Source organism: Bacillus paramycoides (assembly GCF_038971285.1).
Classification (GTDB): Bacteria; Bacillota; Bacilli; order Bacillales; family Bacillaceae_G; genus Bacillus_A.
Window position 1 is genome coordinate 315,001 of record NZ_CP152427.1, and the last position, 26,885, is coordinate 341,885.

Consider the following 26,885-nt stretch of genomic DNA (forward strand, 5'->3'; position numbering starts at 1 on the left):
AGATCCGTAGTCAAAAGGGAAACAGCCCAGACCGCCAGCTAAGGTCCCAAAGTGTGTATTAAGTGGAAAAGGATGTGGAGTTGCTTAGACAACTAGGATGTTGGCTTAGAAGCAGCCACCATTTAAAGAGTGCGTAATAGCTCACTAGTCGAGTGACTCTGCGCCGAAAATGTACCGGGGCTAAATACACCACCGAAGCTGCGGATTGATACCGAATGGTATCAGTGGTAGGGGAGCGTTCTAAGGACAGTGAAGTCAGACCGTAAGGACTGGTGGAGTGCTTAGAAGTGAGAATGCCGGTATGAGTAGCGAAAGACGGGTGAGAATCCCGTCCACCGAATGCCTAAGGTTTCCTGAGGAAGGCTCGTCCGCTCAGGGTTAGTCAGGACCTAAGCCGAGGCCGACAGGCGTAGGCGATGGACAACAGGTTGATATTCCTGTACCACCTCTTTATCGTTTGAGCAATGGAGGGACGCAGAAGGATAGAAGAAGCGTGCGATTGGTTGTGCACGTCCAAGCAGTTAGGCTGATAAGTAGGCAAATCCGCTTATCGTGAAGGCTGAGCTGTGATGGGGAAGCTCCTTATGGAGCGAAGTCTTTGATTCCCCGCTGCCAAGAAAAGCTTCTAGCGAGATAAAAGGTGCCTGTACCGCAAACCGACACAGGTAGGCGAGGAGAGAATCCTAAGGTGTGCGAGAGAACTCTGGTTAAGGAACTCGGCAAAATGACCCCGTAACTTCGGGAGAAGGGGTGCTTTCTTAACGGAAAGCCGCAGTGAATAGGCCCAAGCGACTGTTTAGCAAAAACACAGCTCTCTGCGAAGCCGTAAGGCGAAGTATAGGGGGTGACACCTGCCCGGTGCTGGAAGGTTAAGGAGAGGGGTTAGCGTAAGCGAAGCTCTGAACTGAAGCCCCAGTAAACGGCGGCCGTAACTATAACGGTCCTAAGGTAGCGAAATTCCTTGTCGGGTAAGTTCCGACCCGCACGAAAGGTGTAACGATTTGGGCACTGTCTCAACCAGAGACTCGGTGAAATTATAGTACCTGTGAAGATGCAGGTTACCCGCGACAGGACGGAAAGACCCCGTGGAGCTTTACTGTAGCCTGATATTGAATTTTGGTACAGTTTGTACAGGATAGGCGGGAGCCTTTGAAACCGGAGCGCTAGCTTCGGTGGAGGCGCTGGTGGGATACCGCCCTGACTGTATTGAAATTCTAACCTACGGGTCTTATCGACCCGGGAGACAGTGTCAGGTGGGCAGTTTGACTGGGGCGGTCGCCTCCTAAAGTGTAACGGAGGCGCCCAAAGGTTCCCTCAGAATGGTTGGAAATCATTCGTAGAGTGCAAAGGCATAAGGGAGCTTGACTGCGAGACCTACAAGTCGAGCAGGGACGAAAGTCGGGCTTAGTGATCCGGTGGTTCCGCATGGAAGGGCCATCGCTCAACGGATAAAAGCTACCCCGGGGATAACAGGCTTATCTCCCCCAAGAGTCCACATCGACGGGGAGGTTTGGCACCTCGATGTCGGCTCATCGCATCCTGGGGCTGTAGTCGGTCCCAAGGGTTGGGCTGTTCGCCCATTAAAGCGGTACGCGAGCTGGGTTCAGAACGTCGTGAGACAGTTCGGTCCCTATCCGTCGTGGGCGTAGGAAATTTGAGAGGAGCTGTCCTTAGTACGAGAGGACCGGGATGGACGCACCGCTGGTGTACCAGTTGTTCTGCCAAGGGCATAGCTGGGTAGCTATGTGCGGAAGGGATAAGTGCTGAAAGCATCTAAGCATGAAGCCCCCCTCAAGATGAGATTTCCCATAGCGTAAGCTAGTAAGATCCCTGAAAGATGATCAGGTTGATAGGTTCGAGGTGGAAGCATGGTGACATGTGGAGCTGACGAATACTAATAGATCGAGGACTTAACCATATAATATGTAGCAAATGTTATCTAGTTTTGAAGGAATATGCCTTCAATAGTTTGGTGATGATGGCAGAGAGGTCACACCCGTTCCCATACCGAACACGGAAGTTAAGCTCTCTAGCGCCGATGGTAGTTGGGACCTTGTCCCTGTGAGAGTAGGACGTCGCCAAGCAAAAACCTAAGTCGATTCGACTTAGGTTTTTTGTGTTTATTTTTATATATCAAATGTCATAATCCATACATTTAGTAATCTAAAGAGGGAAGAGAATGAAATAGAGATAGTTCCAAATGAATGTTGGACGATGATTGGGTAAAGAGGTATAAAGTAGTACGTTTGAATATTAGCTGAAGGTAAGTATTACCTTTTATATGAAACCGTTATGTAGAAAATAGCTATTCAGTTGTTTTTTTTACATAACGTTTTTTCATTTTTAAAGGATTTCGCATAAGAAAAAATCTATAATTAAGATGGTTAACATATATTTTTGATGGGTGTGGGGGATTATGAAAGAAATATGCATGTTATTAGTGGCTGTTATATTATGGGGCACAGCCATTGCACCAACAAAGTGGGCATTCGAATCTATTCAGCCATTTACTTTGTTGTTTATTCGCCTTTTCTTCGCGGGTGGAATCTGCTTACTATTTTCATTTAAACAATTAAAAAGATCAGTTGTACATAAACAAGTGCCATGGAAAAGGATGAGTTTACTATCTTTTACTGGTGTAGCTGGTTACTTTATGTTCACATCCTACGGTATTTCTTTAACAAGTGGATTGCATGTTAGTATTATTGATGCTGCGTTACCTTTAGTTACAATTCTTTTTTCAGCGTTCTTTTTGAAAGAAAAAATTCAGCTTAATTATTGGATCGGTATTGTACTCGGGGCTGCTGGTGTACTTCTTATTACAATCCCATCTAGTAATGGCGATCAAGAAGTATCTTTAATAGGAGATACCCTTATTTTATTAAGTACTTTCTTATTTGCTTTCTATACAGTATTACTGAAAAGGCCAAAACAAGAACAGTATCTATCAAACGAGGTCTTTACAACATTAACTTTAATTATTGGAGCTGTTATTCTATTACCATTTGCAATGGTAGAAACTTTTTATTACGGTTTTCCAAAGGTTGAAACTTGGAAGGCAGTGTTTAGCGTAATGTATCTTGTTATAGGTGCAACAATTTTGGCGTATTGGTTTTGGAACAAAGCGCTAGAGAGGGTTTCGGCATCGGTAAGTGGGTTATATTTAAATGCATTACCATTAATAAGTATTGTTGCTTCAATTGTTCTATTAGATGAATCTTTAACGTGGAGAATAGTAATAGGTGGTAGCTTAGTTTTATTTGGAGTGATATGGGCAGATAAACGTAAGTTAATTGATTTATTTATGTCAGGCAATCGAAATGTTAAAGAGAATGAAGAATGTTAAAGTTTATAAGAGTATGTATATAATGTTTAAAGAAAAGGATGTCTTGTGTAATAGAGTGTCCTTTTCTTTATTTCATTGAAATAGAGAAAGGTGAAACGAATAATGAAAATACCTTTGAAATTATTTTTATTATTAATTGAATAAAAGGTGTTGACGATTAGATTATAGAGGTGTAATATAGAACAAGTCGCCGATGACATTAACGTCGAAAGCGACAAACGAAATAAAAAACGTAGTTGACATTGAAAGATGAAAATGTTAACATGAGGAAGTCGCAAATGAGCGACCAAGTAGTTCTTTGAAAACTGAACGAAACAAACAACGTGAAACGTCAATTTTTATTTTAGATGCTAGACAAACTAACTTTATTGGAGAGTTTGATCCTGGCTCAGGATGAACGCTGGCGGCGTGCCTAATACATGCAAGTCGAGCGAATGAATTAAGAGCTTGCTCTTATGAAGTTAGCGGCGGACGGGTGAGTAACACGTGGGTAACCTGCCCATAAGACTGGGATAACTCCGGGAAACCGGGGCTAATACCGGATAATATTTTGAACCACATGGTTCGAAATTGAAAGGCGGCTTCGGCTGTCACTTATGGATGGACCCGCGTCGCATTAGCTAGTTGGTGAGGTAACGGCTCACCAAGGCAACGATGCGTAGCCGACCTGAGAGGGTGATCGGCCACACTGGGACTGAGACACGGCCCAGACTCCTACGGGAGGCAGCAGTAGGGAATCTTCCGCAATGGACGAAAGTCTGACGGAGCAACGCCGCGTGAGTGATGAAGGCTTTCGGGTCGTAAAACTCTGTTGTTAGGGAAGAACAAGTGCTAGTTGAATAAGCTGGCACCTTGACGGTACCTAACCAGAAAGCCACGGCTAACTACGTGCCAGCAGCCGCGGTAATACGTAGGTGGCAAGCGTTATCCGGAATTATTGGGCGTAAAGCGCGCGCAGGTGGTTTCTTAAGTCTGATGTGAAAGCCCACGGCTCAACCGTGGAGGGTCATTGGAAACTGGGAGACTTGAGTGCAGAAGAGGAAAGTGGAATTCCATGTGTAGCGGTGAAATGCGTAGAGATATGGAGGAACACCAGTGGCGAAGGCGACTTTCTGGTCTGTAACTGACACTGAGGCGCGAAAGCGTGGGGAGCAAACAGGATTAGATACCCTGGTAGTCCACGCCGTAAACGATGAGTGCTAAGTGTTAGAGGGTTTCCGCCCTTTAGTGCTGAAGTTAACGCATTAAGCACTCCGCCTGGGGAGTACGGCCGCAAGGCTGAAACTCAAAGGAATTGACGGGGGCCCGCACAAGCGGTGGAGCATGTGGTTTAATTCGAAGCAACGCGAAGAACCTTACCAGGTCTTGACATCCTCTGACAACCCTAGAGATAGGGCTTCTCCTTCGGGAGCAGAGTGACAGGTGGTGCATGGTTGTCGTCAGCTCGTGTCGTGAGATGTTGGGTTAAGTCCCGCAACGAGCGCAACCCTTGATCTTAGTTGCCATCATTTAGTTGGGCACTCTAAGGTGACTGCCGGTGACAAACCGGAGGAAGGTGGGGATGACGTCAAATCATCATGCCCCTTATGACCTGGGCTACACACGTGCTACAATGGACGGTACAAAGAGCTGCAAGACCGCGAGGTGGAGCTAATCTCATAAAACCGTTCTCAGTTCGGATTGTAGGCTGCAACTCGCCTACATGAAGCTGGAATCGCTAGTAATCGCGGATCAGCATGCCGCGGTGAATACGTTCCCGGGCCTTGTACACACCGCCCGTCACACCACGAGAGTTTGTAACACCCGAAGTCGGTGAGGTAACCTTTTTGGAGCCAGCCGCCTAAGGTGGGACAGATGATTGGGGTGAAGTCGTAACAAGGTAGCCGTATCGGAAGGTGCGGCTGGATCACCTCCTTTCTATGGAGAATTGATGAACGCTGTTCATCAATATAAGTTTCCGTGTTTCGTTTTGTTCAGTTTTGAGAGAACTATCTCTCATATATAAATGTATGTTCTTTGAAAACTAGATAACAGTGTAGCTCATATTTTTTAATTTTTAGTTTGGTTAAGTTAGAAAGGGCGCACGGTGGATGCCTTGACACTAGGAGTCGATGAAGGACGGGACTAACGCCGATATGCTTCGGGGAGCTGTAAGTAAGCTTTGATCCGAAGATTTCCGAATGGGGAAACCCACCATACGTAATGGTATGGTATCCTTACCTGAATACATAGGGTAAGGAAGACAGACCCAGGGAACTGAAACATCTAAGTACCTGGAGGAAGAGAAAGCAAATGCGATTTCCTGAGTAGCGGCGAGCGAAACGGAACATAGCCCAAACCAAGAGGCTTGCCTCTTGGGGTTGTAGGACATTCTATACGGAGTTACAAAGGAACGAGGTAGACGAAGCGACCTGGAAAGGTCCGTCGTAGAGGGTAACAACCCCGTAGTCGAAACTTCGTTCTCTCTTGAATGTATCCTGAGTACGGCGGAACACGTGAAATTCCGTCGGAATCTGGGAGGACCATCTCCCAAGGCTAAATACTCCCTAGTGATCGATAGTGAACCAGTACCGTGAGGGAAAGGTGAAAAGCACCCCGGAAGGGGAGTGAAAGAGATCCTGAAACCGTGTGCCTACAAATAGTCAGAGCCCGTTAACGGGTGATGGCGTGCCTTTTGTAGAATGAACCGGCGAGTTACGATCCCGTGCGAGGTTAAGCTGAAGAGGCGGAGCCGCAGCGAAAGCGAGTCTGAATAGGGCGTTTAGTACGTGGTCGTAGACCCGAAACCAGGTGATCTACCCATGTCCAGGGTGAAGTTCAGGTAACACTGAATGGAGGCCCGAACCCACGCACGTTGAAAAGTGCGGGGATGAGGTGTGGGTAGCGGAGAAATTCCAATCGAACCTGGAGATAGCTGGTTCTCCCCGAAATAGCTTTAGGGCTAGCCTTAAGTGTAAGAGTCTTGGAGGTAGAGCACTGATTGGACTAGGGGTCCTCATCGGATTACCGAATTCAGTCAAACTCCGAATGCCAATGACTTATCCTTAGGAGTCAGACTGCGAGTGATAAGATCCGTAGTCAAAAGGGAAACAGCCCAGACCGCCAGCTAAGGTCCCAAAGTGTGTATTAAGTGGAAAAGGATGTGGAGTTGCTTAGACAACTAGGATGTTGGCTTAGAAGCAGCCACCATTTAAAGAGTGCGTAATAGCTCACTAGTCGAGTGACTCTGCGCCGAAAATGTACCGGGGCTAAATACACCACCGAAGCTGCGGATTGATACCGAATGGTATCAGTGGTAGGGGAGCGTTCTAAGGACAGTGAAGTCAGACCGTAAGGACTGGTGGAGTGCTTAGAAGTGAGAATGCCGGTATGAGTAGCGAAAGACGGGTGAGAATCCCGTCCACCGAATGCCTAAGGTTTCCTGAGGAAGGCTCGTCCGCTCAGGGTTAGTCAGGACCTAAGCCGAGGCCGACAGGCGTAGGCGATGGACAACAGGTTGATATTCCTGTACCACCTCTTTATCGTTTGAGCAATGGAGGGACGCAGAAGGATAGAAGAAGCGTGCGATTGGTTGTGCACGTCCAAGCAGTTAGGCTGATAAGTAGGCAAATCCGCTTATCGTGAAGGCTGAGCTGTGATGGGGAAGCTCCTTATGGAGCGAAGTCTTTGATTCCCCGCTGCCAAGAAAAGCTTCTAGCGAGATAAAAGGTGCCTGTACCGCAAACCGACACAGGTAGGCGAGGAGAGAATCCTAAGGTGTGCGAGAGAACTCTGGTTAAGGAACTCGGCAAAATGACCCCGTAACTTCGGGAGAAGGGGTGCTTTCTTAACGGAAAGCCGCAGTGAATAGGCCCAAGCGACTGTTTAGCAAAAACACAGCTCTCTGCGAAGCCGTAAGGCGAAGTATAGGGGGTGACACCTGCCCGGTGCTGGAAGGTTAAGGAGAGGGGTTAGCGTAAGCGAAGCTCTGAACTGAAGCCCCAGTAAACGGCGGCCGTAACTATAACGGTCCTAAGGTAGCGAAATTCCTTGTCGGGTAAGTTCCGACCCGCACGAAAGGTGTAACGATTTGGGCACTGTCTCAACCAGAGACTCGGTGAAATTATAGTACCTGTGAAGATGCAGGTTACCCGCGACAGGACGGAAAGACCCCGTGGAGCTTTACTGTAGCCTGATATTGAATTTTGGTACAGTTTGTACAGGATAGGCGGGAGCCTTTGAAACCGGAGCGCTAGCTTCGGTGGAGGCGCTGGTGGGATACCGCCCTGACTGTATTGAAATTCTAACCTACGGGTCTTATCGACCCGGGAGACAGTGTCAGGTGGGCAGTTTGACTGGGGCGGTCGCCTCCTAAAGTGTAACGGAGGCGCCCAAAGGTTCCCTCAGAATGGTTGGAAATCATTCGTAGAGTGCAAAGGCATAAGGGAGCTTGACTGCGAGACCTACAAGTCGAGCAGGGACGAAAGTCGGGCTTAGTGATCCGGTGGTTCCGCATGGAAGGGCCATCGCTCAACGGATAAAAGCTACCCCGGGGATAACAGGCTTATCTCCCCCAAGAGTCCACATCGACGGGGAGGTTTGGCACCTCGATGTCGGCTCATCGCATCCTGGGGCTGTAGTCGGTCCCAAGGGTTGGGCTGTTCGCCCATTAAAGCGGTACGCGAGCTGGGTTCAGAACGTCGTGAGACAGTTCGGTCCCTATCCGTCGTGGGCGTAGGAAATTTGAGAGGAGCTGTCCTTAGTACGAGAGGACCGGGATGGACGCACCGCTGGTGTACCAGTTGTTCTGCCAAGGGCATAGCTGGGTAGCTATGTGCGGAAGGGATAAGTGCTGAAAGCATCTAAGCATGAAGCCCCCCTCAAGATGAGATTTCCCATAGCGTAAGCTAGTAAGATCCCTGAAAGATGATCAGGTTGATAGGTTCGAGGTGGAAGCATGGTGACATGTGGAGCTGACGAATACTAATAGATCGAGGACTTAACCATATAATATGTAGCAAATGTTATCTAGTTTTGAAGGAATATGCCTTCAATAGTTTGGTGATGATGGCAGAGAGGTCACACCCGTTCCCATACCGAACACGGAAGTTAAGCTCTCTAGCGCCGATGGTAGTTGGGACCTTGTCCCTGTGAGAGTAGGACGTCGCCAAGCAAAAACCTAAGTCGATTCGACTTAGGTTTTTTTGTGTTTATTTTTATGTACCAAATGTCATAATTCATATATTTAATAACCTGAAAGAAGAAAAGAATGAAAATGATATGCTTATATTAAAGCGTACCGAATTAGTATATAAACTGCTATGTGTATGATAGATCTCTAGAAATATATATTCTAATTTCCTATCCTTCTTGCATATAGTTACAATTATTCTTTTGAATATAACTAAAACACGAACGTTATTGATGAGTAATAAAAAAACATTCGATTATTTGTTGACATTGTTTATGAAATATTGTTAATATAACCATAGAAAGAATAATATATAAGACCTCATATAATCGCGGGGATATGGCCTGCAAGTCTCTACCTAACGACCGTTATTCGTTAGACTATGAGGGAAAGTCACTCGGTATTTTTCTATTCACAAGGGATACGTATGCCTGAGTAGAGCACTTTCTCTCATAGTAAAAAGAGAAACTGTTCTATTTCAGGCTTTTTTTATTTGAATCGGGGGGATTCTAATATGAAATCACTAGTTGGAGTCATAATGGGAAGCACGTCAGACTGGGAAACAATGAAATATGCTTGTGACATTTTAGATGAATTAAATATACCGTATGAGAAAAAAGTTGTATCCGCTCATCGGACTCCGGATTATATGTTTGAATATGCAGAGACGGCTCGTGAACGTGGATTGAAAGTTATTATTGCTGGAGCTGGTGGAGCAGCACATTTACCAGGAATGGTTGCAGCGAAGACGAATCTTCCTGTAATCGGAGTTCCAGTTCAATCAAAAGCGTTAAACGGCTTAGATTCATTATTATCCATCGTCCAAATGCCAGGAGGGGTTCCAGTTGCAACTGTTGCAATTGGTAAGGCTGGTTCAACAAATGCTGGTTTACTTGCTGCACAAATACTTGGATCATTCCATGATGACATACATGATGCATTAGAATTGAGAAGAGAAGCAATTGAAAAAAATGTGCGCGAAGGTAGTGAGCTAGTATGACGAGAATCATTTTACCTGGAAAAACAATCGGCATTATTGGAGGCGGCCAGCTAGGAAGAATGATGGCATTGGCAGCTAAGGAGATGGGATATAAAATTGCTGTTTTAGATCCTACAAAACATTCACCATGTGCACAAGTTGCTGATATTGAAATTGTTGCACCATATGACGATTTAAAAGCAATTCAGCATTTAGCAGAGATCAGTGATGTTGTCACATATGAATTTGAGAATATTGATTATAGATGTTTACAATGGCTTGAAAAACATGCTTACTTACCGCAAGGCAGTCAGTTGTTAAGTAAAACGCAAAATCGTTTTACAGAAAAGAATGCGATTGAGAAAGCGGGGCTACCAGTAGCAACGTATAGATTAGTTCAAAATCAAGATCAGCTTACTGAAGCAATTACTGAGTTATCATATCCTTCCGTATTAAAAACGACGACAGGCGGATATGATGGGAAAGGTCAAGTTGTTTTAAGAAGTGAGGCTGATGTTGATACAGCGCGAGAGCTTGCGAATGCAGCAGAGTGTATTTTAGAGAAATGGGTGCCTTTTGAAAAAGAAGTATCAGTTATTGTCATTCGTAGTGTAAGTGGTGAAACGAAAGTATTTCCGGTAGCGGAAAATATTCATGTAAATAACATTTTGCATGAATCTATCGTTCCAGCTCGCATTACAGAAGAACTTTCTCAAAAAGCAATTGCTTATGCAAAAGTGCTCGCGGATGAACTAGAACTTGTGGGAACACTAGCGGTAGAGATGTTTGCTACAGCTGATGATGAGATTTACATTAATGAACTAGCACCAAGACCTCACAATTCAGGACACTATACACAGGATGCATGTGAAACGAGTCAATTCGGTCAACATATTCGAGCAATCTGTAATTTACCTCTTGGAGAAACAAATTTGTTAAAACCAGTTGTCATGGTAAACATTTTAGGCGAACATATAGAAGGGGTCCTAAGACAAGTGAATAGATTAACCGGGTGCTATTTACACTTGTATGGAAAAGAAGAAGCAAAAGCGCAGCGAAAAATGGGGCATGTTAATATTTTAAATGATAATATTGAAGTCGCTCTAGAAAAAGCGAAGAGTTTGCATATTTGGGACCATCAAGAACAACTGTTGGAGGGAAAAAGATGATTAGTCGTTATACACGCCCAGAAATGGGTGCAATTTGGACGGAAGAGAACAAATTTAAAGCGTGGTTAGAAGTTGAGATTTTAGCTTGTGAAGCATGGGCTGAGCTTGGCGATATTCCAAAAGAAGATGTTAAGAAAATTCGTGAGCATGCATCATTTGATATTGATCGTATTTATGAAATTGAAAAAGAGACACGTCATGACGTAGTTGCATTCACTCGTGCTGTATCAGAAACACCAGCATTAGGCGAGGAACGTAAATGGGTTCATTACGGTTTAACATCTACAGACGTAGTAGATACAGCGTTGTCTTACATTTTAAAACAAGCGAATGAAATCATATTAAAAGACTTAGAAAACTTTGTAAGCATTTTAGCTAACAAAGCGAAAGAACATAAATACACGATCATGATGGGAAGAACACATGGTGTTCATGCAGAACCAACAACATTTGGTTTAAAACTGGGTCTTTGGTATGAAGAAATGAAGCGTAACGTAGAGCGTTTCAAGCAAGCTGCTAATACAGTTCGCGTTGGTAAATTATCTGGTGCGGTTGGTACATATGCAAATATCGATCCATTCGTAGAAAAGTATGTTTGTGAAAACTTAGGATTAGAAGCAGCACCAATTTCAACACAAACATTGCAACGTGATCGTCATGCTCATTACATGTCAACACTCGCATTAATCGCAACATCTATCGAAAAGATGGCAGTTGAGATTCGTGGTTTACAAAAGAGTGAAACACGTGAAGTTGAAGAGGCTTTCGCAAAAGGTCAAAAAGGTTCTTCTGCAATGCCGCATAAGCGTAATCCAATTGGATCTGAAAATATGACTGGTTTAGCTCGTGTTATCCGCGGTTATATGATGACAGCTTATGAGAATGTTCCATTATGGCATGAGCGTGATATTTCTCACTCTTCAGCAGAACGCGTAATTTTACCAGATGCTACAATCGCGTTAAATTACATGCTAAACCGCTTTGGTAATATTGTTAAAAACTTAACTGTATACCCAGAGAATATGAAACGCAATATGACAAGAACATACGGCTTAATTTATTCTCAGCGCGTCATGCTTACATTAATCGATAAAGGTATGGTACGTGAGGAAGCTTACGATATCGTACAACCTAAAGCGATGGAAGCTTGGGAAACACAAGTACAATTTAAAGAGCTTGTAGAAGCTGATGAGCGTATTACTAGCAAGTTAACACAAGAAGAAATTAATGAATGCTTCAACTATGAGCATCATATGCAACACGTTGATACAATCTTTGAACGCCTAGGATTAAACGAAGCGTAAAATTTCATATGGCACAGAATAGAGTCATTCTGTGCCATTCTTTATAAAAATATTATTCACATTTTTCAAACTACAGGGGGCTTGCGAAATGCAAAAGCTAGAATTGCTGTATGAAGGTAAGGCAAAAAGAATTTATCGTACAGAATCAGCAGATATGGTTTGGGTAGAGTACAAAGATAGTGCGACTGCTTTCAATGGGGAGAAAAAGGAGACGATTACAGGAAAAGGTCGTTTGAACAATGAGATTACAACTTTATTGTTCAGAAAGTTACAAGAAGTGGGAATTAAAACACATTTTGTTGAGAAGTTATCTGAGACAGAGCAACTTGTTAAAAAAGTGAGTATTATTCCTTTAGAAGTTGTCACAAGAAATGTAATTGCAGGAAGTCTTTCAAAACGATTAGGAATGGAAGAGGGAACTGTACTTGCAGAACCAATCGTAGAATTTTACTTCAAAGATGATGATTTAGGAGATCCGCTTGTAACGGAAGATCATATTCGTGTATTAAACGTTGCGTCGCCAGAGCAAGTAAGCGTATTACGAGAGATGGCTCTACAAATCAATCAAGTGTTGATTGATCATTTCGCAAGCTGTCGTGTAAGATTAGTAGATTTCAAATTAGAGTTTGGTGTAACGGAAGCAGGAGAAATTATTTTAGCGGATGAAATTTCACCAGATACTTGCCGTTTATGGGATGAAACGAGCAACGAAAAGTTCGATAAAGACGTATTCCGTCGCGACCTTGGAAATTTAACAGATGCTTATGAAGAAATTTTAAAACGTTTAGGGGGAATTTCACATGTATAAAGTTAAGGTATATGTAACATTAAGAGAAAGCGTATTAGATCCACAAGGAACAGCAGTAAAAGGAGCACTTCATAGCCTTTCATTCACAGAAGTACAAGATGTTCGAATCGGAAAGTACATGGAACTAACAATTGATAAATCGGTAACTGACTTAGATAGCAAGGTAAAGGAAATGTGTGAAAAACTATTAGCAAACGTTGTAATGGAAGACTTCCGTTATGAAGTTGAGGAGGTTGTCGCACAGTGAAATTTGCCGTAATAGTATTTCCAGGTTCGAACTGTGATGTTGATATGTTCCATGCAATTAAAGATGAGCTTGGCGAAGAAGTAGATTACGTTTGGCACGATACAGAGAATTTAGATGAGTATGATGCAATTCTACTACCTGGTGGATTCTCTTACGGTGACTACTTACGCTGCGGTGCTATCTCTCGCTTTGCAAATGCAATGAAAGCAGTGCAAAAAGCTGCTGAGCAAGGAAAGCCGATTTTAGGTGTATGTAATGGATTCCAGATTCTTGTTGAATCAGGATTACTACCAGGAGCGTTAATGAGAAACGAAAACTTAAAATTTATGTGTCGCACTGTTCAGTTACGTGTTGAAAATAATGAAACGATGTTTACATCACAATATGAAAAAGATGAAGTAATCAATATTCCAATTGCACATGGTGAGGGGAATTACTATTGTGATGAAGAGACTCTTAAACAATTAGAAGAGAATAATCAAATCGCATTCCGTTACGTAGAAAACCCGAATGGAAGCGTTTCGGATATTGCAGGTATTGTAAACGAAAAAGGAAATGTACTTGGTATGATGCCACACCCAGAGCGTGCTGTAGATGAATTACTTGGCGGTGCTGAAGGGTTAAAAGTCTTTCAATCTATCTTAAAACAGTGGAGGGAAACATATGTCGTTAATGCTTGAACCAAATCCAACACAAATTAAAGAAGAGCGCATATATGCGGAAATGGGGCTAACAGACGAAGAGTTTGCCATGGTTGAAAAGATTTTAGGCCGTCTGCCAAATTATACAGAAACAGGATTATTCTCTGTTATGTGGTCTGAACATTGTAGTTATAAAAATTCAAAACCAGTGCTTCGAAGATTCCCAACAACAGGTGAGCGCGTTCTGCAAGGACCGGGGGAAGGTGCTGGAATTGTAGATATCGGTGATAATCAAGCAGTTGTATTTAAAATGGAAAGTCATAATCATCCTTCTGCTATTGAACCATATCAAGGAGCAGCAACAGGCGTTGGTGGTATTATCCGTGACGTATTCTCTATGGGGGCACGCCCAGTAGCTCTATTGAACTCACTTCGATTTGGGGAATTACAATCACCACGTGTGAAATATTTATTCGAAGAAGTAGTAGCAGGGATTGCAGGATACGGTAACTGTATCGGTATTCCGACTGTTGGCGGCGAAGTACAGTTTGATCCATGTTATGAAGGAAACCCACTTGTAAATGCAATGTGTGTAGGTTTAATTAACCATGAAGATATTAAAAAAGGGCAAGCGCACGGTGCTGGAAATACAGTAATGTACGTAGGAGCATCAACTGGTCGTGACGGTATTCACGGTGCAACATTCGCATCTGAAGAGTTATCTGAAAGCTCAGAAGCGAAGCGTCCAGCAGTTCAAGTAGGAGATCCATTTATGGAGAAACTTCTTATTGAAGCTTGCTTAGAACTTATTCAATCAGATGCACTTGTTGGAATTCAAGATATGGGTGCAGCTGGTTTAACATCATCTTCTGCAGAAATGGCAAGTAAAGCAGGAATGGGTATTGAAATGTACTTAGATGATGTACCACAGCGTGAAACAGGAATGACACCATATGAAATGATGCTATCTGAATCACAAGAGCGTATGTTAATTGTTGTGAAAAAAGGTAGAGAGCAAGAAATAGTAGATTTATTTGAGAAGTATGGTCTTGCAGCCGTTACGATGGGGAAAGTAACGGAAGACAAAATGCTTCGTTTATTCCATAAAGGTGAAATGGTAGCTGAAGTGCCAGCAGATGCCCTTGCAGAAGAAGCGCCAATTTATCATAAACCATCAAAAGAAGCAGCATACTTTGCTGAATTCCAGCAGATGAAAATGGAAACACCAAAAGTAGAAAATTATAAAGAAACGTTATTCGCTCTATTACAACAACCGACGATTGCAAGTAAAGAGTGGGTTTATGATCAATATGATTATCAAGTTCGCACAAGCACAGTTGTTACACCAGGTTCAGATGCAGCGGTTGTACGTGTACGCGGTACAGAAAAAGGATTAGCAATGACGACAGACTGTAACTCTCGCTACATTTATTTAGATCCAGAAATGGGCGGTAAAATTGCAGTAGCAGAGGCAGCACGTAATATCGTATGTTCTGGAGGAGAGCCACTTGCAATTACAGATTGCTTAAACTTCGGTAATCCAGAGAAACCAGAAGTCTTCTGGCAAATTGAGAAATCAGTAGATGGTATGAGTGAAGCTTGTCGCACATTACAAACACCAGTTATCGGCGGAAACGTATCAATGTATAACGAACGTAGTGGTGAAGCGGTATATCCAACACCGACAGTTGGGATGGTTGGACTAGTACATGACTTAAAACATGTAACAACACAAGAGTTTAAGCAAGCTGGCGATTTAGTTTATGTTATCGGAGAGACGAAAGCTGAGTTTGGTGGAAGTGAATTACAGAAAATGATTCACGGAAAAATTTTCGGCCAATCACCAAGTATCGATCTAGACGTAGAATTAAAACGTCAAAAACAAGTATTAGCAGCAATTCAAGCTGGCCTTGTTCAATCTGCTCATGATGTTGCTGAAGGTGGTTTAGCAGTTGCAATTTCAGAAAGTGCAATTGGTGCTAACGGCTTAGGTGCTACTGTGAAATTAGGCGGAGAAGAAACAGCAGCATTATTCGCTGAATCACAATCTCGCTTCGTGATAACTGTAAAACGTGAAAATAAAGAAGCGTTCGAGAAAGCGGTAGAAGCAATTCAAGTTGGAGAAGTGACAAATACAAATGAAGTAACGATTCATAATGAAGAAAATGAAGTATTACTTACAGCAAATGTAGATGAAATGAGAAAGGCTTGGAAAGGGGCAATCCCATGCTTGCTGAAATAAAGGGGTTAAATGAAGAATGTGGCGTTTTCGGAATTTGGGGGCATGAAAATGCGGCACAAGTTTCATACTACGGATTGCATAGTTTACAGCACCGTGGGCAAGAAGGCGCAGGCATCGTCGTAAATAATGGGGAAAAAATCGTCGGTCACAAGGGGTTAGGTTTAATATCAGAAGTGTTTTCAAGAGGTGAGCTAGAAGGATTGAACGGAAAATCAGCAATCGGACACGTACGATACGCGACGGCTGGTGGAAGTGAAGTAGCTAATGTTCAACCATTATTATTCCGTTTTTCTGATCATAGTATGGCATTAGCTCATAACGGGAATTTAATTAATGCAAAAATGCTTCGCCGCGAATTAGAGGCAGAGGGAAGTATTTTTCAAACAAGTTCAGATACAGAAGTACTTTTACATCTTATTAAACGTAGTACGAAAGATTCATTAATTGAAAGTGTAAAAGAGGCTTTAAATAAAGTGAAGGGTGCGTTTGCGTATCTTTTACTAACTGGAAATGAAATGATCGTTGCGTTAGATCCAAATGGGTTCCGTCCTCTTTCAATTGGAAAGATGGGTGATGCTTACGTTGTAGCATCAGAAACATGTGCTTTTGATGTAGTAGGTGCAACATACATTCGTGATGTAGAACCGGGTGAGTTACTTATCATTAATGATGAAGGAATTCACGTAGATCGTTTCACAAATGATGTAGAACATGCAATTTGCAGCATGGAATACATTTACTTCGCACGCCCAGATTCAAATATTGCTGGTGTTAACGTCCATGCAGCACGTAAAAACATGGGAAAACGTTTGGCGGCAGAAGCTCCTATTGAAGCCGATATTGTTACTGGTGTACCAGACTCTAGTATTTCAGCAGCAATTGGTTATGCGGAAGCGACAGGCATTCCATATGAGTTAGGATTAATTAAAAATCGTTATGTCGGACGTACGTTTATTCAACCTTCGCAAGAACTGCGAGAGCAAGGGGTTAAGATGAAGCTTTCAGCAGTAAGAGGTGTAGTTGAAGGGAAACGAGTTGTTATGATTGACGATTCTATCGTACGAGGAACAACGAGTAAACGAATTGTTCGTATGCTTCGCGAGGCTGGAGCGACAGAAGTTCATGTAAGAATAGCTTCACCACCTCTGAAATATCCATGTTTCTATGGCATTGATATTCAAACGAGAAAAGAATTAATTGCAGCAAATCATACAGTAGAAGAAATTCGTGAAATGATTGGTGCAGACTCATTAACATTTTTAAGTGAAGATGGATTAGTAGATGCAATTGGACGTCCATATGAAGGGAAATACGGCGGCCTATGTATGGCGTACTTCAATGGAGATTATCCAACAGCTCTTTATGATTATGAGCAAGAGCTTTTTGAAAGTATGAAATAAGAAGGAAAAAGCTTCTACTTCTTTTGAGGTAGAAGCTAGCTTCTTTCTTAAAACGGCCCGCACAGGATAGGGAGAAATTAAAAGACGAGGTGTAGATAACGATGGCGAATGCATATAAGCAAGCAGGAGTAGATATTGAAGCTGGATATGAAGCGGTATCTCGCATGAAAAAACACGTACAAACAACAATGAGAAAAGAAGTACTAGGCGGTTTAGGCGGTTTTGGAGGTATGTTTGATCTATCAAAATTTGCATTAGAAGAACCTGTATTAGTATCTGGAACAGATGGCGTGGGAACGAAATTGATGCTCGCTTTTATGGCAGATAAACATGACACAATTGGTATTGATGCAGTAGCGATGTGTGTAAATGATATTGTTGTCCAAGGAGCAGAGCCGCTTTTCTTCCTTGATTATATTGCTTGTGGTAAAGCTGAACCTAGTAAAATTGAAAACATCGTCAAAGGTATATCAGAGGGCTGTCGCCAAGCTGGTTGTGCATTAATTGGTGGAGAAACAGCTGAAATGCCAGGAATGTATTCTACAGAAGAGTATGATTTAGCTGGTTTTACAGTTGGGATTGTTGATAAAAAGAAAATTGTAACAGGTGAAAAAATTGAAGCTGGTCACGTATTAATTGGCTTGGCATCTAGCGGTATTCATAGTAACGGTTATTCTCTAGTACGAAAAGTATTACTAGAAGATGGAGAACTATCTTTAGATCGCATTTACGGACGCTTAGAACTACCTCTTGGTGAAGAGTTATTAAAACCAACGAAAATTTATGTCAAACCTATTTTAGAACTATTGAAGAAATATGAAGTATACGGTATGGCGCATATTACAGGTGGCGGATTCATTGAAAATATTCCACGTATGTTACCAGAAGGAATCGGTGCAGAAATTGAATTAGGATCTTGGAAAATTCAACCAATATTCAGTTTACTTCAGGAGGTTGGAAAACTAGAAGAGAAAGAAATGTTCAATATTTTTAACATGGGTATTGGTATGGTAGTAGCGGTGAAGGAAGAAGAAGCAAAAGATATCGTTCGTCTTCTTGAAGAACAAGGAGAAACAGCTCGTATTATTGGACGTACTGTACAAGGGGCTGGCGTTACCTTCAATGGGGGCACGGCACTATGAGTAGATTAGCAGTTTTTGCTTCTGGAAGTGGCTCTAACTTTCAATCTCTCATCAATGCGGCAGAAGAAAAAAGATTAGAAGCAGAGATTAGTTTATTAGTATGTGATAAACCAGAAGCACGTGCTGTTGGACGAGCACATTATCATCATATTCCATGTTTCGCTTTTTCAGCGAAAGCATATGAGTCAAAAGAAGCATTTGAAAAAGAAATATTAAAGAAGCTAGAAGAGTATAAAATTGATTATGTTATTTTAGCTGGATATATGCGTTTAATTGGACCAACTTTACTAGAAGCTTATGGCGGAAGGATTATTAATATTCATCCATCACTATTACCGAGTTTTCCAGGGAAAGATGCTGTTGGCCAAGCGTTAGAAGCAGGTGTGAAAGTAACTGGAGTAACGATTCATTATGTAGATGCAGGTATGGATACAGGGCCAATTATTGCACAAGAAGCAGTAGTTGTTTCTGATGGGGATACGAGAGAAAGCTTACAAAAGAAAATTCAACAAGTTGAACATAAATTATACGTAAATACAGTGAATCAAATTGTTCAATCTGTGAAAGAACCAACTGTTAACTAACATACAACCAGGGGTGAAGGATAAATGAAAAAGCGTGCATTAGTAAGTGTTTCAGATAAAACAGGAGTAGTAGAATTTGTTAAAGGTTTACTAGAACAAGGGATCGAAGTTATATCAACAGGTGGTACGAAAAAATTACTAGAAGAAAACAGCTTACAAGTAATTGGTATTTCTGAAGTAACTGGGTTCCCAGAAATTATGGATGGTCGTGTGAAAACATTACATCCAAATATTCATGGTGGTCTATTAGCAGTTCGCGATAATGAAACGCATGTAGCACAAATGAATGAGTTAGGTATGGAGCCGATTGATTTTGTTGTTGTTAACTTATACCCATTCAAAGAAACAATCGCTAAGCCTGATGTAACATTTGCTGATGCAATTGAAAATATTGATATCGGTGGTCCAACAATGATTCGCTCTGCTGCGAAAAATCATAAATTTGTATCGGTAATTGTAGATCCAGTAGATTACAATGTTGTATTAGCAGAACTGAAAGAGAACGGTGAAGTAAAAGAAGAAACGAAGCGTAAATTAGCAGCGAAAGTATTCCGTCATACAGCGGCATATGATGCGTTAATCTCTAACTACTTAACAGAGCAAATGGGTGAAGAAAGCCCAGAAACATTAACAGTGACATTTGAGAAAAAACAAGATTTACGCTATGGAGAAAATCCGCATCAAAAAGCAACATTCTATAAAGCACCATTCGCTGTAACTTCTTCTGTTGCGTACGCAGAACAATTACACGGTAAAGAATTATCTTATAACAATATTAACGATGCAGATGCAGCGCTTAGTATCGTGAAAGAATTTACAGAGCCAGCAGTAGTAGCAGTAAAACATATGAATCCATGTGGTGTTGGAGTAGGAACTGATATTCATGAAGCATACACGCGCGCTTATGAAGCAGATCCAGTATCAATTTTTGGAGGTATTATCGCAGCAAATCGCGAAATTGATAAAGCGACAGCTGAAAAGCTACACGAAATTTTCTTAGAAATTATTATTGCACCTTCTTTCTCACAAGAAGCTTTAGAAGTGTTGCAAAATAAGAAAAACTTACGCTTACTAACTGTAAATATTGAAAAAGCGACAAGTGCAAGTAAAAAACTAACTTCTGTACAAGGTGGTCTTCTTGTTCAAGAAGAAGATACGTTATCATTAGATGAAAGTACAATTTCAATTCCAACGAAACGCGAACCATCAGAGCAAGAGTGGAAAGATTTAAAACTAGCTTGGAAAGTTGTAAAACATGTGAAATCAAACGCAATTGTTTTAGCGAATGATAACATGACAGTTGGTGTAGGGGCAGGACAGATGAACCGTGTAGGTTCTGCAAAAATTGCCATCACACAAGCTGGCGAAAAAGCACAAGGTAGCGCACTTGCATCAGATGCTTTCTTCCCAATGCCAGATACAGTAGAAGAGGCAGTAAAAGCAGGAATTACAGCAATCATTCAGCCAGGCGGATCAATCCGTGACGAAGATTCTATTAAAGTGGCGGATAAGTATGGGATTGCTATGGTGTTCACTGGCGTACGTCATTTCAAACATTAATAGAGTAATTGTGGAAAAACCAAACTAGGAGCAGCATAGCTTCTAGTTTGTACTTATTTAAGTATAGGGGGATGAAATATGAATGTTTTAGTAATCGGTCGCGGTGGGCGTGAGCATGCTTTAGCTTGGAAGTTTGCGCAATCTGAAAAGGTAGAAAAGGTATATGTAGCACCGGGTAATGAAGGTATGCGCGATGTTGCAACACCAGTTGATATTGATGAAAATGATTTTGATGCATTAGTTTTATTTGCTAAAGAGAATAAGGTTGAATTAACTTTCGTTGGACCAGAAATTCCACTTATGAATGGAATTGTTGATCGCTTTAAAGAAGAGGGACTTCGTGTATTTGGCCCAAATAAAGCGGCTGCTGTTATTGAAGGTAGTAAAGCTTTTACGAAAGAATTGATGAAAAAGTATAATATTCCAACTGCAGCATATGAAACTTTTACAGACTATGAAGAAGCAGTACAGTATATTGAAAAAGTTGGTGCACCAATCGTTATTAAAGCTGACGGCCTAGCTGCTGGTAAAGGTGTAACAGTAGCGATGACGCTTGAAGAGGCGTTACAAGCTGCGAAAGAAATGTTACAAGATGTAAAGTTCGGCGAAGCGAGTAAGAAGGTTGTTATTGAAGAATTTTTAGATGGACAAGAATTTTCATTAATGGCATTTGTGAATGGAACAACTGTGCATCCGATGGTAATTGCTCAAGATCATAAACGAGCTTTTGATGGTGATAAAGGCCCAAATACAGGCGGAATGGGTGCATATTCTCCAGTACCACAAATTCCGGAATCAGCAGTTCAAGAGGCGATAAAAACAGTATTACATCCAACTGCTAAAGCGATGACCCTAGAAAATCGATCGTTTACAGGGATTTTATATGCGGGACTTATTTTAACAAATGATGGCCCAAAGGTAATTGAATTTAATGCACGCTTTGGCGATCCTGAAACGGAAGTAGTATTGCCACGCTTAGAAAATGATTTAGTGGATGTATGTACCGCTGTATTAGATGAAAGTGAGTTAGCATTAAAATGGTCAGAAGAAGTGGTAATCGGTGTTGTACTTGCTTCAAAAGGATATCCAGAAGCTTATAAAAAAGGTGATATTATTAGCGGACTAGATGCATTACAAGATGTGATTGTTTTCCATGCAGGTACAGCGATGAAGCATGGTGACTTTGTAACAAATGGTGGCCGTGTACTATTTGTTGCTTGTAAAGCAAATAGTTTACAAGAAGCAAAAGATAAGGTGTATAAGGAAATCGGTAAAATTGAGAGTGATGGTCTGTTTTACCGAAGTGATATAGGATATCGTGCAATTGGGCATGAGATGACGAGAAGCTAATATGTAAAAATCCCGCTGATTTCTCAGCGGGATTTTTTATGCATCTTTATCTTTTTTCAATTTTCCTTTTTGCTTTGCCATTTCTCGAAGTAAATATTCGATGTGTGCATTGACGCTACGAAACTCATCATTCGCCCATTTTTCGATGACTGCGTGTAATTCAGGATCAATACGTAATGGAAAGCTTTTCTTTTTAGCCATAATGATTTACAACCTTTTAGTATAGGCTTCCTGTATTAATAACCGGTTGCGCACCTTTATCTGAAACGATGGCAACTAATAAGTTGTTTACCATATTTGCTTTACGCTCGTCATCTAATTCCAGTACGCCTTCTTCATCTAGCATATGGATTGAATCTTTTGCCATCTTCACAGCACCTTCAACAATCTCTTTTCTAGCAGCTAATACTGCTTTTGCTTGTTGACGTTGTAGCATTGCATGGGCAATTTCTGTTGCATAAGCTAAATGTGTTAAACGAGTTTCTAATACTTCTACGCCAGCAATTTCAAGGCGTGCTTCTAACTCACGTTTTAATTCTTCAGAGACTTCTTCAGTATTTCCACGTAATGTAACGCAATTATCATCTTGGAAATTGTCATAAGGATATTTCGTTGCAACGTGGCGGATTGCCGTTTCACTTTGAATTTCTACAAATCGATCATAATGTTCAACGCCGAACATCGCTTTTGCAGAATCAACAACTTTATAGACGATAACAGCTGCAATTTCAATTGGATTTCCGTCAACATCATTTACTTTTAATTTCTTACTATTAAAGTTTTCAACACGTAACGATACAGTTTGACGGAATGCGAACGGAATCGTTAAAAATAAACCGTTTTGACGAATTGTTCCTAAATAATTACCGAAAAACGTAATGACTTTTGCTTGGTTTGGTTGAACAATACCAATACCTGTAGCAAGAATTGCAGCTAAAATGATAGTCAATGCTGCTCCTATGAAAATTTCTTGTATAAGGAAAAATACACCGATAGCGGCTAAAATCAAAATTCCAATAATCCCAAGAAAACCATTAACATAAAATACTTGTTTTTCTTTCATATGATCGCCTCCTGATATAAAAATGATATCACTTTTATATCATTTTAAGCAAGGGGTTTGCACCTAATTTTCTGAATTTTATTGGTTATGTATATTTTAAGATTCAAAACAAGAATGTACGTTCTTGTTTTGTGGTAAAATAAGAAGACTTAACCGCCCACTGCAGCAGCTAAGTCCCTTTGAGAGCATCTTACATCGTGACAAATGATTCAAAGCGGTTTTGCCAGGATTATATCTTCAATCGCTGACTCAATCTCTTTGTCAGAAGCGTCATAACTTCCATCTGACCGTGGTTTGTCATGATTGGAAGTTTGGTTCACTTCTTCTTTAGTATGTCCCTTTTCAGCGAAATTCATGCTAGGCATTTTAAATGCCCCCATATTCATGTATTTTCCGAATTTCCACATTTCAACAACAGGGCAGAAACGAACGATTCCCTCTGCAATTTTCATTGCACCAATCCATAGCAAGACGTTAGACCAAGTGCACCACGGCTTGCGTACAAGTTTAGCGCTACTACAGCCGAAGAGGATAAGTCCGAGTGTAATTCGAATTAGGGCATTTATTGTACCAATGTTTTGCTTCATTAGAAAAACACTCCTTTTTATGAAAGTTGAAATAGATAATACTATTTCTCTTATTAGTATCCCGCGTGATTTTGGGGATATGTAATCCAACATTTGACGTTGAAAAAGATGTTGGAATGTGCGTGTGTGTAAGTAGCTTTTTTTGTTATAATGAAAGAATGCATAAAAGGAAGTTCAAAATTAAATCCTCTCGTTTGAAAAAATGTGGAAGAGGGAATTCCAAACTTAATTCTCCGTTTTAAACAAATATTTAAGATGAAGTTAAAAAATCCTAATGAAAATAAGCTGTTATTTTGAACAGAAATATACATAAATAGAGAAAAGAAAGGGTGTTTTCATGTACGATATTTCCGGGTGGAAACATGTATTTAAGCTTGATCCCAATAAGGAGTTAAGTGACGAACATTTAGAAATGATTTGTGAGTCTGGAACAGATGCTGTTATTGTAGGCGGAAGTGATGGAGTGACGATTGATAATGTATTACACATGCTAGTTAGCATTCGTAGATATGCAGTTCCTTGTGTGTTGGAGGTTTCTGATGTAGAAGCAATTACACCAGGATTTGATTTTTATTATATCCCAAGCGTTTTAAATAGCCGAAAGGTAGAATGGGTAACAGGCGTTCATCATGAGGCTTTGAAAGAATTTGGGGATATTATGGATTGGGACGAAATTTTCATGGAAGGGTATTGTGTTTTAAATCCTGAAGCGAAAGTAGCTCAGCTTACAGATGCGAAATGTGATGTAACAGAAGATGATGTGATTGCATACGCGCGTTTAGCAGACAAGCTGTTACGTTTACCGATATTTTACTTAGAATATAGCGGTACGTATGGAGACGTTGAACTTGTTAAAAATGTAAAAGCACAATTAAAACAAGCGAAGTTATATTATGGCGGCGGTATTTCTAATGCAGAACAAGCGAAGGAAATGGCACAGTACGCTGATACGGTAGTTGTTGGAAATATTATTTATGATGATATAAAAGCAGCGATAAAAACGGTTAAAGCAGTAAAAGGAGAGTAGGTGCAGGCGTATATGAGTATGACAGATAAGTTATTAAATGGTTTAAATCCGCAGCAACAAAAAGCAGTACAAACAACGAACGGACCACTTCTATTGATGGCAGGTGCAGGTAGTGGTAAAACACGTGTGTTAACACATCGTATTGCGTATTTACTTGGTGAAAAAGGTGTAGCACCGTGGAATGTACTAGCTATTACCTTCACAAATAAAGCCGCTCGTGAAATGCGCGAGCGTATTGATATACTTGTCGGACCAGAAGCGGAAGATATTTGGATCTCTACGTTCCACTCTATGTGTGTTCGTATTTTACGACGTGATATCGATCGCATTGGTATTAATCGTAACTTTACAATTTTAGATTCAGGCGATCAGTTAACTGTAGTCAAAAAAATTATGAAAGAGCGCAATATTGATCCGAAGAAATTTGAGCCTCGCTCTATTTTAGCTGGCATTAGTAATGCGAAAAATGAATTGCTATCTGCGGATAAATACGCAAAAAAAATTACAATTGCTGATCCATATGAAAAATTAACGAGCGATGTATATACAGAATATCAAAAGCGTCTTCTGAAAAATAACTCATTAGACTTTGATGATTTAATTATGACAACGATTCAATTATTTGAACGTGTTCCAGAAGTACTAGAGTTTTATCAGCGTAAATTCCAGTATATTCACGTGGATGAGTATCAAGATACGAACAAAGCACAGTACCTTCTTGTCAAACATTTAGCTGCACGTTTTAAAAATTTATGCGTTGTAGGTGACTCTGATCAGTCTATTTATCGCTGGCGTGGTGCGGACATTTCTAATATTTTGTCATTCGAAAAAGACTATGAGAATGCGCAAGTTATTTTGTTAGAACAAAACTATCGTTCGTCACAAAATATTTTAAATGCAGCAAATGCTGTTATTGAAAAAAATACGAATCGTAAACCGAAGAAGTTATGGACTGATAATGAAGTTGGAAGCAAAATCTCGTACTATCGTGCTGCAACGGAAAAAGACGAAGCGTACTTTGTTGCGAAAAAAATTCGTGATGATATTCAAATGGGGAAACGAAAATATACTGATTTTGCAGTGTTATATCGTACGAATGCGCAGTCTCGTATGGTCGAGGAGATTTTTCTGAAATCTAATATTCCTTACAAAATTGTCGGCGGTACGAAGTTCTATGATCGTAAAGAGATTAAAGACATTTTGGCGTATTTACGTTTAATTGGAAATCCAGATGATGAGATTAGTTTCGCACGTATTATAAACGTGCCAAAGCGCGGAATTGGTGCGACTTCTATCGATAAAATTATTAATTACGGTGTGCAAAATGGAATTTCATTAACGGCTGTATTTGATGAGATTGAGCATGTTGGAGTAAGTGCAAAGGTTACAAAGGCAGTAAAAGAATTCGCAGGTTTATTACACAACTGGGTAAATATGCAAGAGTATTTATCTGTTACAGAATTAGTGGAAGAAGTTATTGAAAAAACAGGCTATCGCGATATGTTGAAAAACGAGCGTACTTTAGAAGCGGAAGGTCGTCTAGAGAACTTAGATGAGTTTTTATCTGTTACGCAAACATTTGAATCTCAAAGCGAAGATAAGAGCCTTGTTGCATTTTTAACAGACTTAGCACTTGTTGCTGATATTGATCGTGTAGATGAAGATCCAACTGCTGGTGAGGAAGTTATTTTAATGACGATGCACTCAGCAAAAGGATTAGAATTCCCAGTTGTCTTTATTGTCGGTTTAGAGGAAGGAATATTCCCACATACTCGCTCTCTAATGGAAGAAGATGAAATGCAAGAAGAGCGTCGTCTTGCTTATGTAGGTATTACTCGTGCGGAAGAAGAGTTATATTTATCCAATGCACAAATGCGCACTTTATTTGGTAGAACAAGCATGAACGCCGCATCTCGATTTATTACGGAAATCCCGGTAGAACTAGTGGAATCATTAAATGAAACAGCACCAAAGCGTGAAACTTCGTTTGGTGCAAAAGGAAGAAAGGCTAGTAGCAGTAAAACGACAGTCACAACTACAACACGCTCTCGTTCAGCTTTCGCGCATCCTGCAGCTAAGACGACAGGCGGCGAGCAAATTGGCTGGGCAGTAGGCGATAAAGCTTCCCACCAAAAATGGGGAGTCGGTACAGTTGTCAGTGTAAAAGGTGAAGGTGATGCAAAAGAATTAGATATTGCGTTCCCAAGCCCAATTGGTGTTAAACGTTTGTTAGCAAAATTTGCACCTGTGACGAAACAATAGGAAA

General features: G+C 41.0%; 18 protein-coding genes, 5 rRNA genes and 1 riboswitch (1 of these 24 running past the window's edge). Of the genes, 20 read left to right on the plus strand and 3 right to left on the minus strand.

What is annotated here, in order from left to right:
* From AAG068_RS01740 to purD, 18 genes are all read left to right on the plus strand, one after another.
* A 23S ribosomal RNA gene (locus AAG068_RS01740) occupies positions 1–1,918 on the plus strand; it begins 1,005 nt to the left of the window's first position.
* Between the two features lie 50 nt (positions 1,919–1,968).
* Positions 1,969–2,084 (plus strand): 5S ribosomal RNA (gene rrf / locus AAG068_RS01745).
* A gap of 332 nt (positions 2,085–2,416) precedes the next feature.
* A complete protein-coding gene (locus AAG068_RS01750) occupies positions 2,417–3,346 on the plus strand; it encodes a DMT family transporter (RefSeq protein WP_342716736.1) in 930 nt (309 codons plus the stop codon).
* Between the two features lie 365 nt (positions 3,347–3,711).
* Positions 3,712–5,263 (plus strand): 16S ribosomal RNA (locus tag AAG068_RS01755).
* Between the two features lie 146 nt (positions 5,264–5,409).
* Positions 5,410–8,332 (plus strand): 23S ribosomal RNA (locus AAG068_RS01760).
* A 50-nt stretch (positions 8,333–8,382) separates the two neighbouring features.
* Positions 8,383–8,498: ribosomal RNA gene (gene rrf, locus AAG068_RS01765) — 5S ribosomal RNA — on the plus strand.
* Together the 16S, 23S and 5S rRNA genes form the textbook arrangement of a ribosomal RNA operon.
* A 319-nt stretch (positions 8,499–8,817) precedes the next feature.
* Positions 8,818–8,919, plus strand: a riboswitch (purine riboswitch).
* A 111-nt stretch (positions 8,920–9,030) separates the two neighbouring features.
* On the plus strand, positions 9,031–9,516 hold the full coding sequence (purE, locus tag AAG068_RS01770) for a 5-(carboxyamino)imidazole ribonucleotide mutase (protein ID WP_098546509.1): 486 nt from the start codon (positions 9,031–9,033) through the stop codon (positions 9,514–9,516).
* Positions 9,513–10,664 (plus strand): 5-(carboxyamino)imidazole ribonucleotide synthase, encoded by a 1,152-nt coding sequence (purK, locus tag AAG068_RS01775; protein ID WP_342716740.1) that lies wholly within the window; start codon positions 9,513–9,515, stop codon positions 10,662–10,664. The genes purE and purK overlap by 4 nt, the downstream gene beginning before the upstream one ends.
* Positions 10,661–11,968 (plus strand): adenylosuccinate lyase, encoded by a 1,308-nt coding sequence (gene purB, locus AAG068_RS01780; RefSeq protein ID WP_000625683.1) that lies wholly within the window; start codon positions 10,661–10,663, stop codon positions 11,966–11,968. The genes purK and purB overlap by 4 nt, the downstream gene beginning before the upstream one ends.
* 88 nt (positions 11,969–12,056) lie before the next feature.
* Positions 12,057–12,776 (plus strand): phosphoribosylaminoimidazolesuccinocarboxamide synthase, encoded by a 720-nt coding sequence (gene purC / locus AAG068_RS01785; protein ID WP_098347368.1) that lies wholly within the window; start codon positions 12,057–12,059, stop codon positions 12,774–12,776.
* Positions 12,769–13,023, plus strand: a complete 255-nt coding sequence (gene purS / locus AAG068_RS01790) for a phosphoribosylformylglycinamidine synthase subunit PurS (RefSeq protein WP_000278826.1) — start codon at positions 12,769–12,771, stop codon at positions 13,021–13,023. The genes purC and purS overlap by 8 nt, the downstream gene beginning before the upstream one ends.
* Positions 13,020–13,703 carry a phosphoribosylformylglycinamidine synthase subunit PurQ gene (gene purQ / locus AAG068_RS01795; RefSeq protein ID WP_000666779.1) on the plus strand — a complete coding sequence of 228 codons (684 nt, stop codon included), beginning with the start codon at positions 13,020–13,022 and terminating at the stop codon, positions 13,701–13,703. Before purS ends, purQ begins: the two co-directional genes overlap by 4 nt.
* Positions 13,687–15,906, plus strand: coding sequence for a phosphoribosylformylglycinamidine synthase II (gene purL, locus AAG068_RS01800; protein ID WP_342716782.1), 2,220 nt, complete (start codon positions 13,687–13,689; stop codon positions 15,904–15,906). Before purQ ends, purL begins: the two co-directional genes overlap by 17 nt.
* Positions 15,891–17,306, plus strand: a complete 1,416-nt coding sequence (gene purF / locus AAG068_RS01805) for an amidophosphoribosyltransferase (protein WP_342716784.1) — start codon at positions 15,891–15,893, stop codon at positions 17,304–17,306. The genes purL and purF overlap by 16 nt, the downstream gene beginning before the upstream one ends.
* A 101-nt stretch (positions 17,307–17,407) precedes the next feature.
* Entirely contained in the window at positions 17,408–18,448 is a 1,041-nt protein-coding gene (gene purM, locus AAG068_RS01810) for a phosphoribosylformylglycinamidine cyclo-ligase (RefSeq protein ID WP_048529433.1), read from the plus strand.
* Entirely contained in the window at positions 18,445–19,032 is a 588-nt protein-coding gene (gene purN / locus AAG068_RS01815) for a phosphoribosylglycinamide formyltransferase (RefSeq protein ID WP_342716787.1), read from the plus strand. Before purM ends, purN begins: the two co-directional genes overlap by 4 nt.
* A gap of 24 nt (positions 19,033–19,056) precedes the next feature.
* Entirely contained in the window at positions 19,057–20,592 is a 1,536-nt protein-coding gene (purH, locus tag AAG068_RS01820; RefSeq protein WP_342716789.1) for a bifunctional phosphoribosylaminoimidazolecarboxamide formyltransferase/IMP cyclohydrolase, read from the plus strand.
* Positions 20,593–20,670: 78 nt separating this feature from the next.
* Complete coding sequence (purD, locus tag AAG068_RS01825; protein WP_342716791.1) at positions 20,671–21,942, plus strand: phosphoribosylamine--glycine ligase; 1,272 nt, start codon at positions 20,671–20,673, stop codon at positions 21,940–21,942.
* Positions 21,943–21,978: 36 nt separating this feature from the next.
* Here purD and AAG068_RS01830 read toward each other — a convergent pair whose 3' ends face one another.
* From AAG068_RS01830 to AAG068_RS01840, 3 genes are all read right to left on the minus strand, one after another.
* Positions 21,979–22,143 carry a toxin-antitoxin system HicB family antitoxin gene (locus tag AAG068_RS01830; protein WP_001085171.1) on the minus strand — a complete coding sequence of 55 codons (165 nt, stop codon included), beginning with the start codon at positions 22,141–22,143 and terminating at the stop codon, positions 21,979–21,981.
* Between the two features lie 16 nt (positions 22,144–22,159).
* On the minus strand, positions 22,160–23,005 hold the full coding sequence (locus AAG068_RS01835; protein ID WP_342716968.1) for an SPFH domain-containing protein: 846 nt from the start codon (positions 23,003–23,005) through the stop codon (positions 22,160–22,162).
* A gap of 209 nt (positions 23,006–23,214) precedes the next feature.
* On the minus strand, positions 23,215–23,592 hold the full coding sequence (locus tag AAG068_RS01840) for a YgaP family membrane protein (protein ID WP_342716970.1): 378 nt from the start codon (positions 23,590–23,592) through the stop codon (positions 23,215–23,217).
* Positions 23,593–23,929: 337 nt separating this feature from the next.
* On the opposite strand from AAG068_RS01840, the gene AAG068_RS01845 reads away from it, so the two are divergent.
* Positions 23,930–24,619 carry a heptaprenylglyceryl phosphate synthase gene (locus AAG068_RS01845; protein WP_098670353.1) on the plus strand — a complete coding sequence of 230 codons (690 nt, stop codon included), beginning with the start codon at positions 23,930–23,932 and terminating at the stop codon, positions 24,617–24,619.
* Between the two features lie 12 nt (positions 24,620–24,631).
* Positions 24,632–26,881: a DNA helicase PcrA gene (pcrA, locus tag AAG068_RS01850; protein ID WP_342716973.1), complete on the plus strand. Its 2,250-nt coding sequence runs from the start codon at positions 24,632–24,634 to the stop codon at positions 26,879–26,881.
* Positions 26,882–26,885 lie beyond the last annotated feature (4 nt).

Excerpts from the sequence above, each read along its gene's own strand:
- AAG068_RS01750 (WP_342716736.1), top strand. The coding sequence starts at position 2,417 with ATGAAAGAAATATGCATGTTATTAGTGGCTGTTATATTATGGGGCACA.
- purE (WP_098546509.1), top strand. The coding sequence starts at position 9,031 with ATGAAATCACTAGTTGGAGTCATAATGGGAAGCACGTCAGACTGGGAA.
- purK (WP_342716740.1), top strand. The coding sequence starts at position 9,513 with ATGACGAGAATCATTTTACCTGGAAAAACAATCGGCATTATTGGAGGC.
- purB (WP_000625683.1), top strand. The coding sequence starts at position 10,661 with ATGATTAGTCGTTATACACGCCCAGAAATGGGTGCAATTTGGACGGAA.
- purC (WP_098347368.1), top strand. The coding sequence starts at position 12,057 with ATGCAAAAGCTAGAATTGCTGTATGAAGGTAAGGCAAAAAGAATTTAT.
- purS (WP_000278826.1), top strand. The coding sequence starts at position 12,769 with ATGTATAAAGTTAAGGTATATGTAACATTAAGAGAAAGCGTATTAGAT.
- purL (WP_342716782.1), top strand. The coding sequence starts at position 13,687 with ATGTCGTTAATGCTTGAACCAAATCCAACACAAATTAAAGAAGAGCGC.
- purF (WP_342716784.1), top strand. The coding sequence starts at position 15,891 with ATGCTTGCTGAAATAAAGGGGTTAAATGAAGAATGTGGCGTTTTCGGA.
- purM (WP_048529433.1), top strand. The coding sequence starts at position 17,408 with ATGGCGAATGCATATAAGCAAGCAGGAGTAGATATTGAAGCTGGATAT.
- purN (WP_342716787.1), top strand. The coding sequence starts at position 18,445 with ATGAGTAGATTAGCAGTTTTTGCTTCTGGAAGTGGCTCTAACTTTCAA.
- purH (WP_342716789.1), top strand. The coding sequence starts at position 19,057 with ATGAAAAAGCGTGCATTAGTAAGTGTTTCAGATAAAACAGGAGTAGTA.
- purD (WP_342716791.1), top strand. The coding sequence starts at position 20,671 with ATGAATGTTTTAGTAATCGGTCGCGGTGGGCGTGAGCATGCTTTAGCT.
- AAG068_RS01830 (WP_001085171.1), bottom strand. The coding sequence starts at position 22,143 with ATGGCTAAAAAGAAAAGCTTTCCATTACGTATTGATCCTGAATTACAC.
- AAG068_RS01835 (WP_342716968.1), bottom strand. The coding sequence starts at position 23,005 with ATGAAAGAAAAACAAGTATTTTATGTTAATGGTTTTCTTGGGATTATT.
- AAG068_RS01840 (WP_342716970.1), bottom strand. The coding sequence starts at position 23,592 with ATGAAGCAAAACATTGGTACAATAAATGCCCTAATTCGAATTACACTC.
- AAG068_RS01845 (WP_098670353.1), top strand. The coding sequence starts at position 23,930 with ATGTACGATATTTCCGGGTGGAAACATGTATTTAAGCTTGATCCCAAT.
- pcrA (WP_342716973.1), top strand. The coding sequence starts at position 24,632 with ATGAGTATGACAGATAAGTTATTAAATGGTTTAAATCCGCAGCAACAA.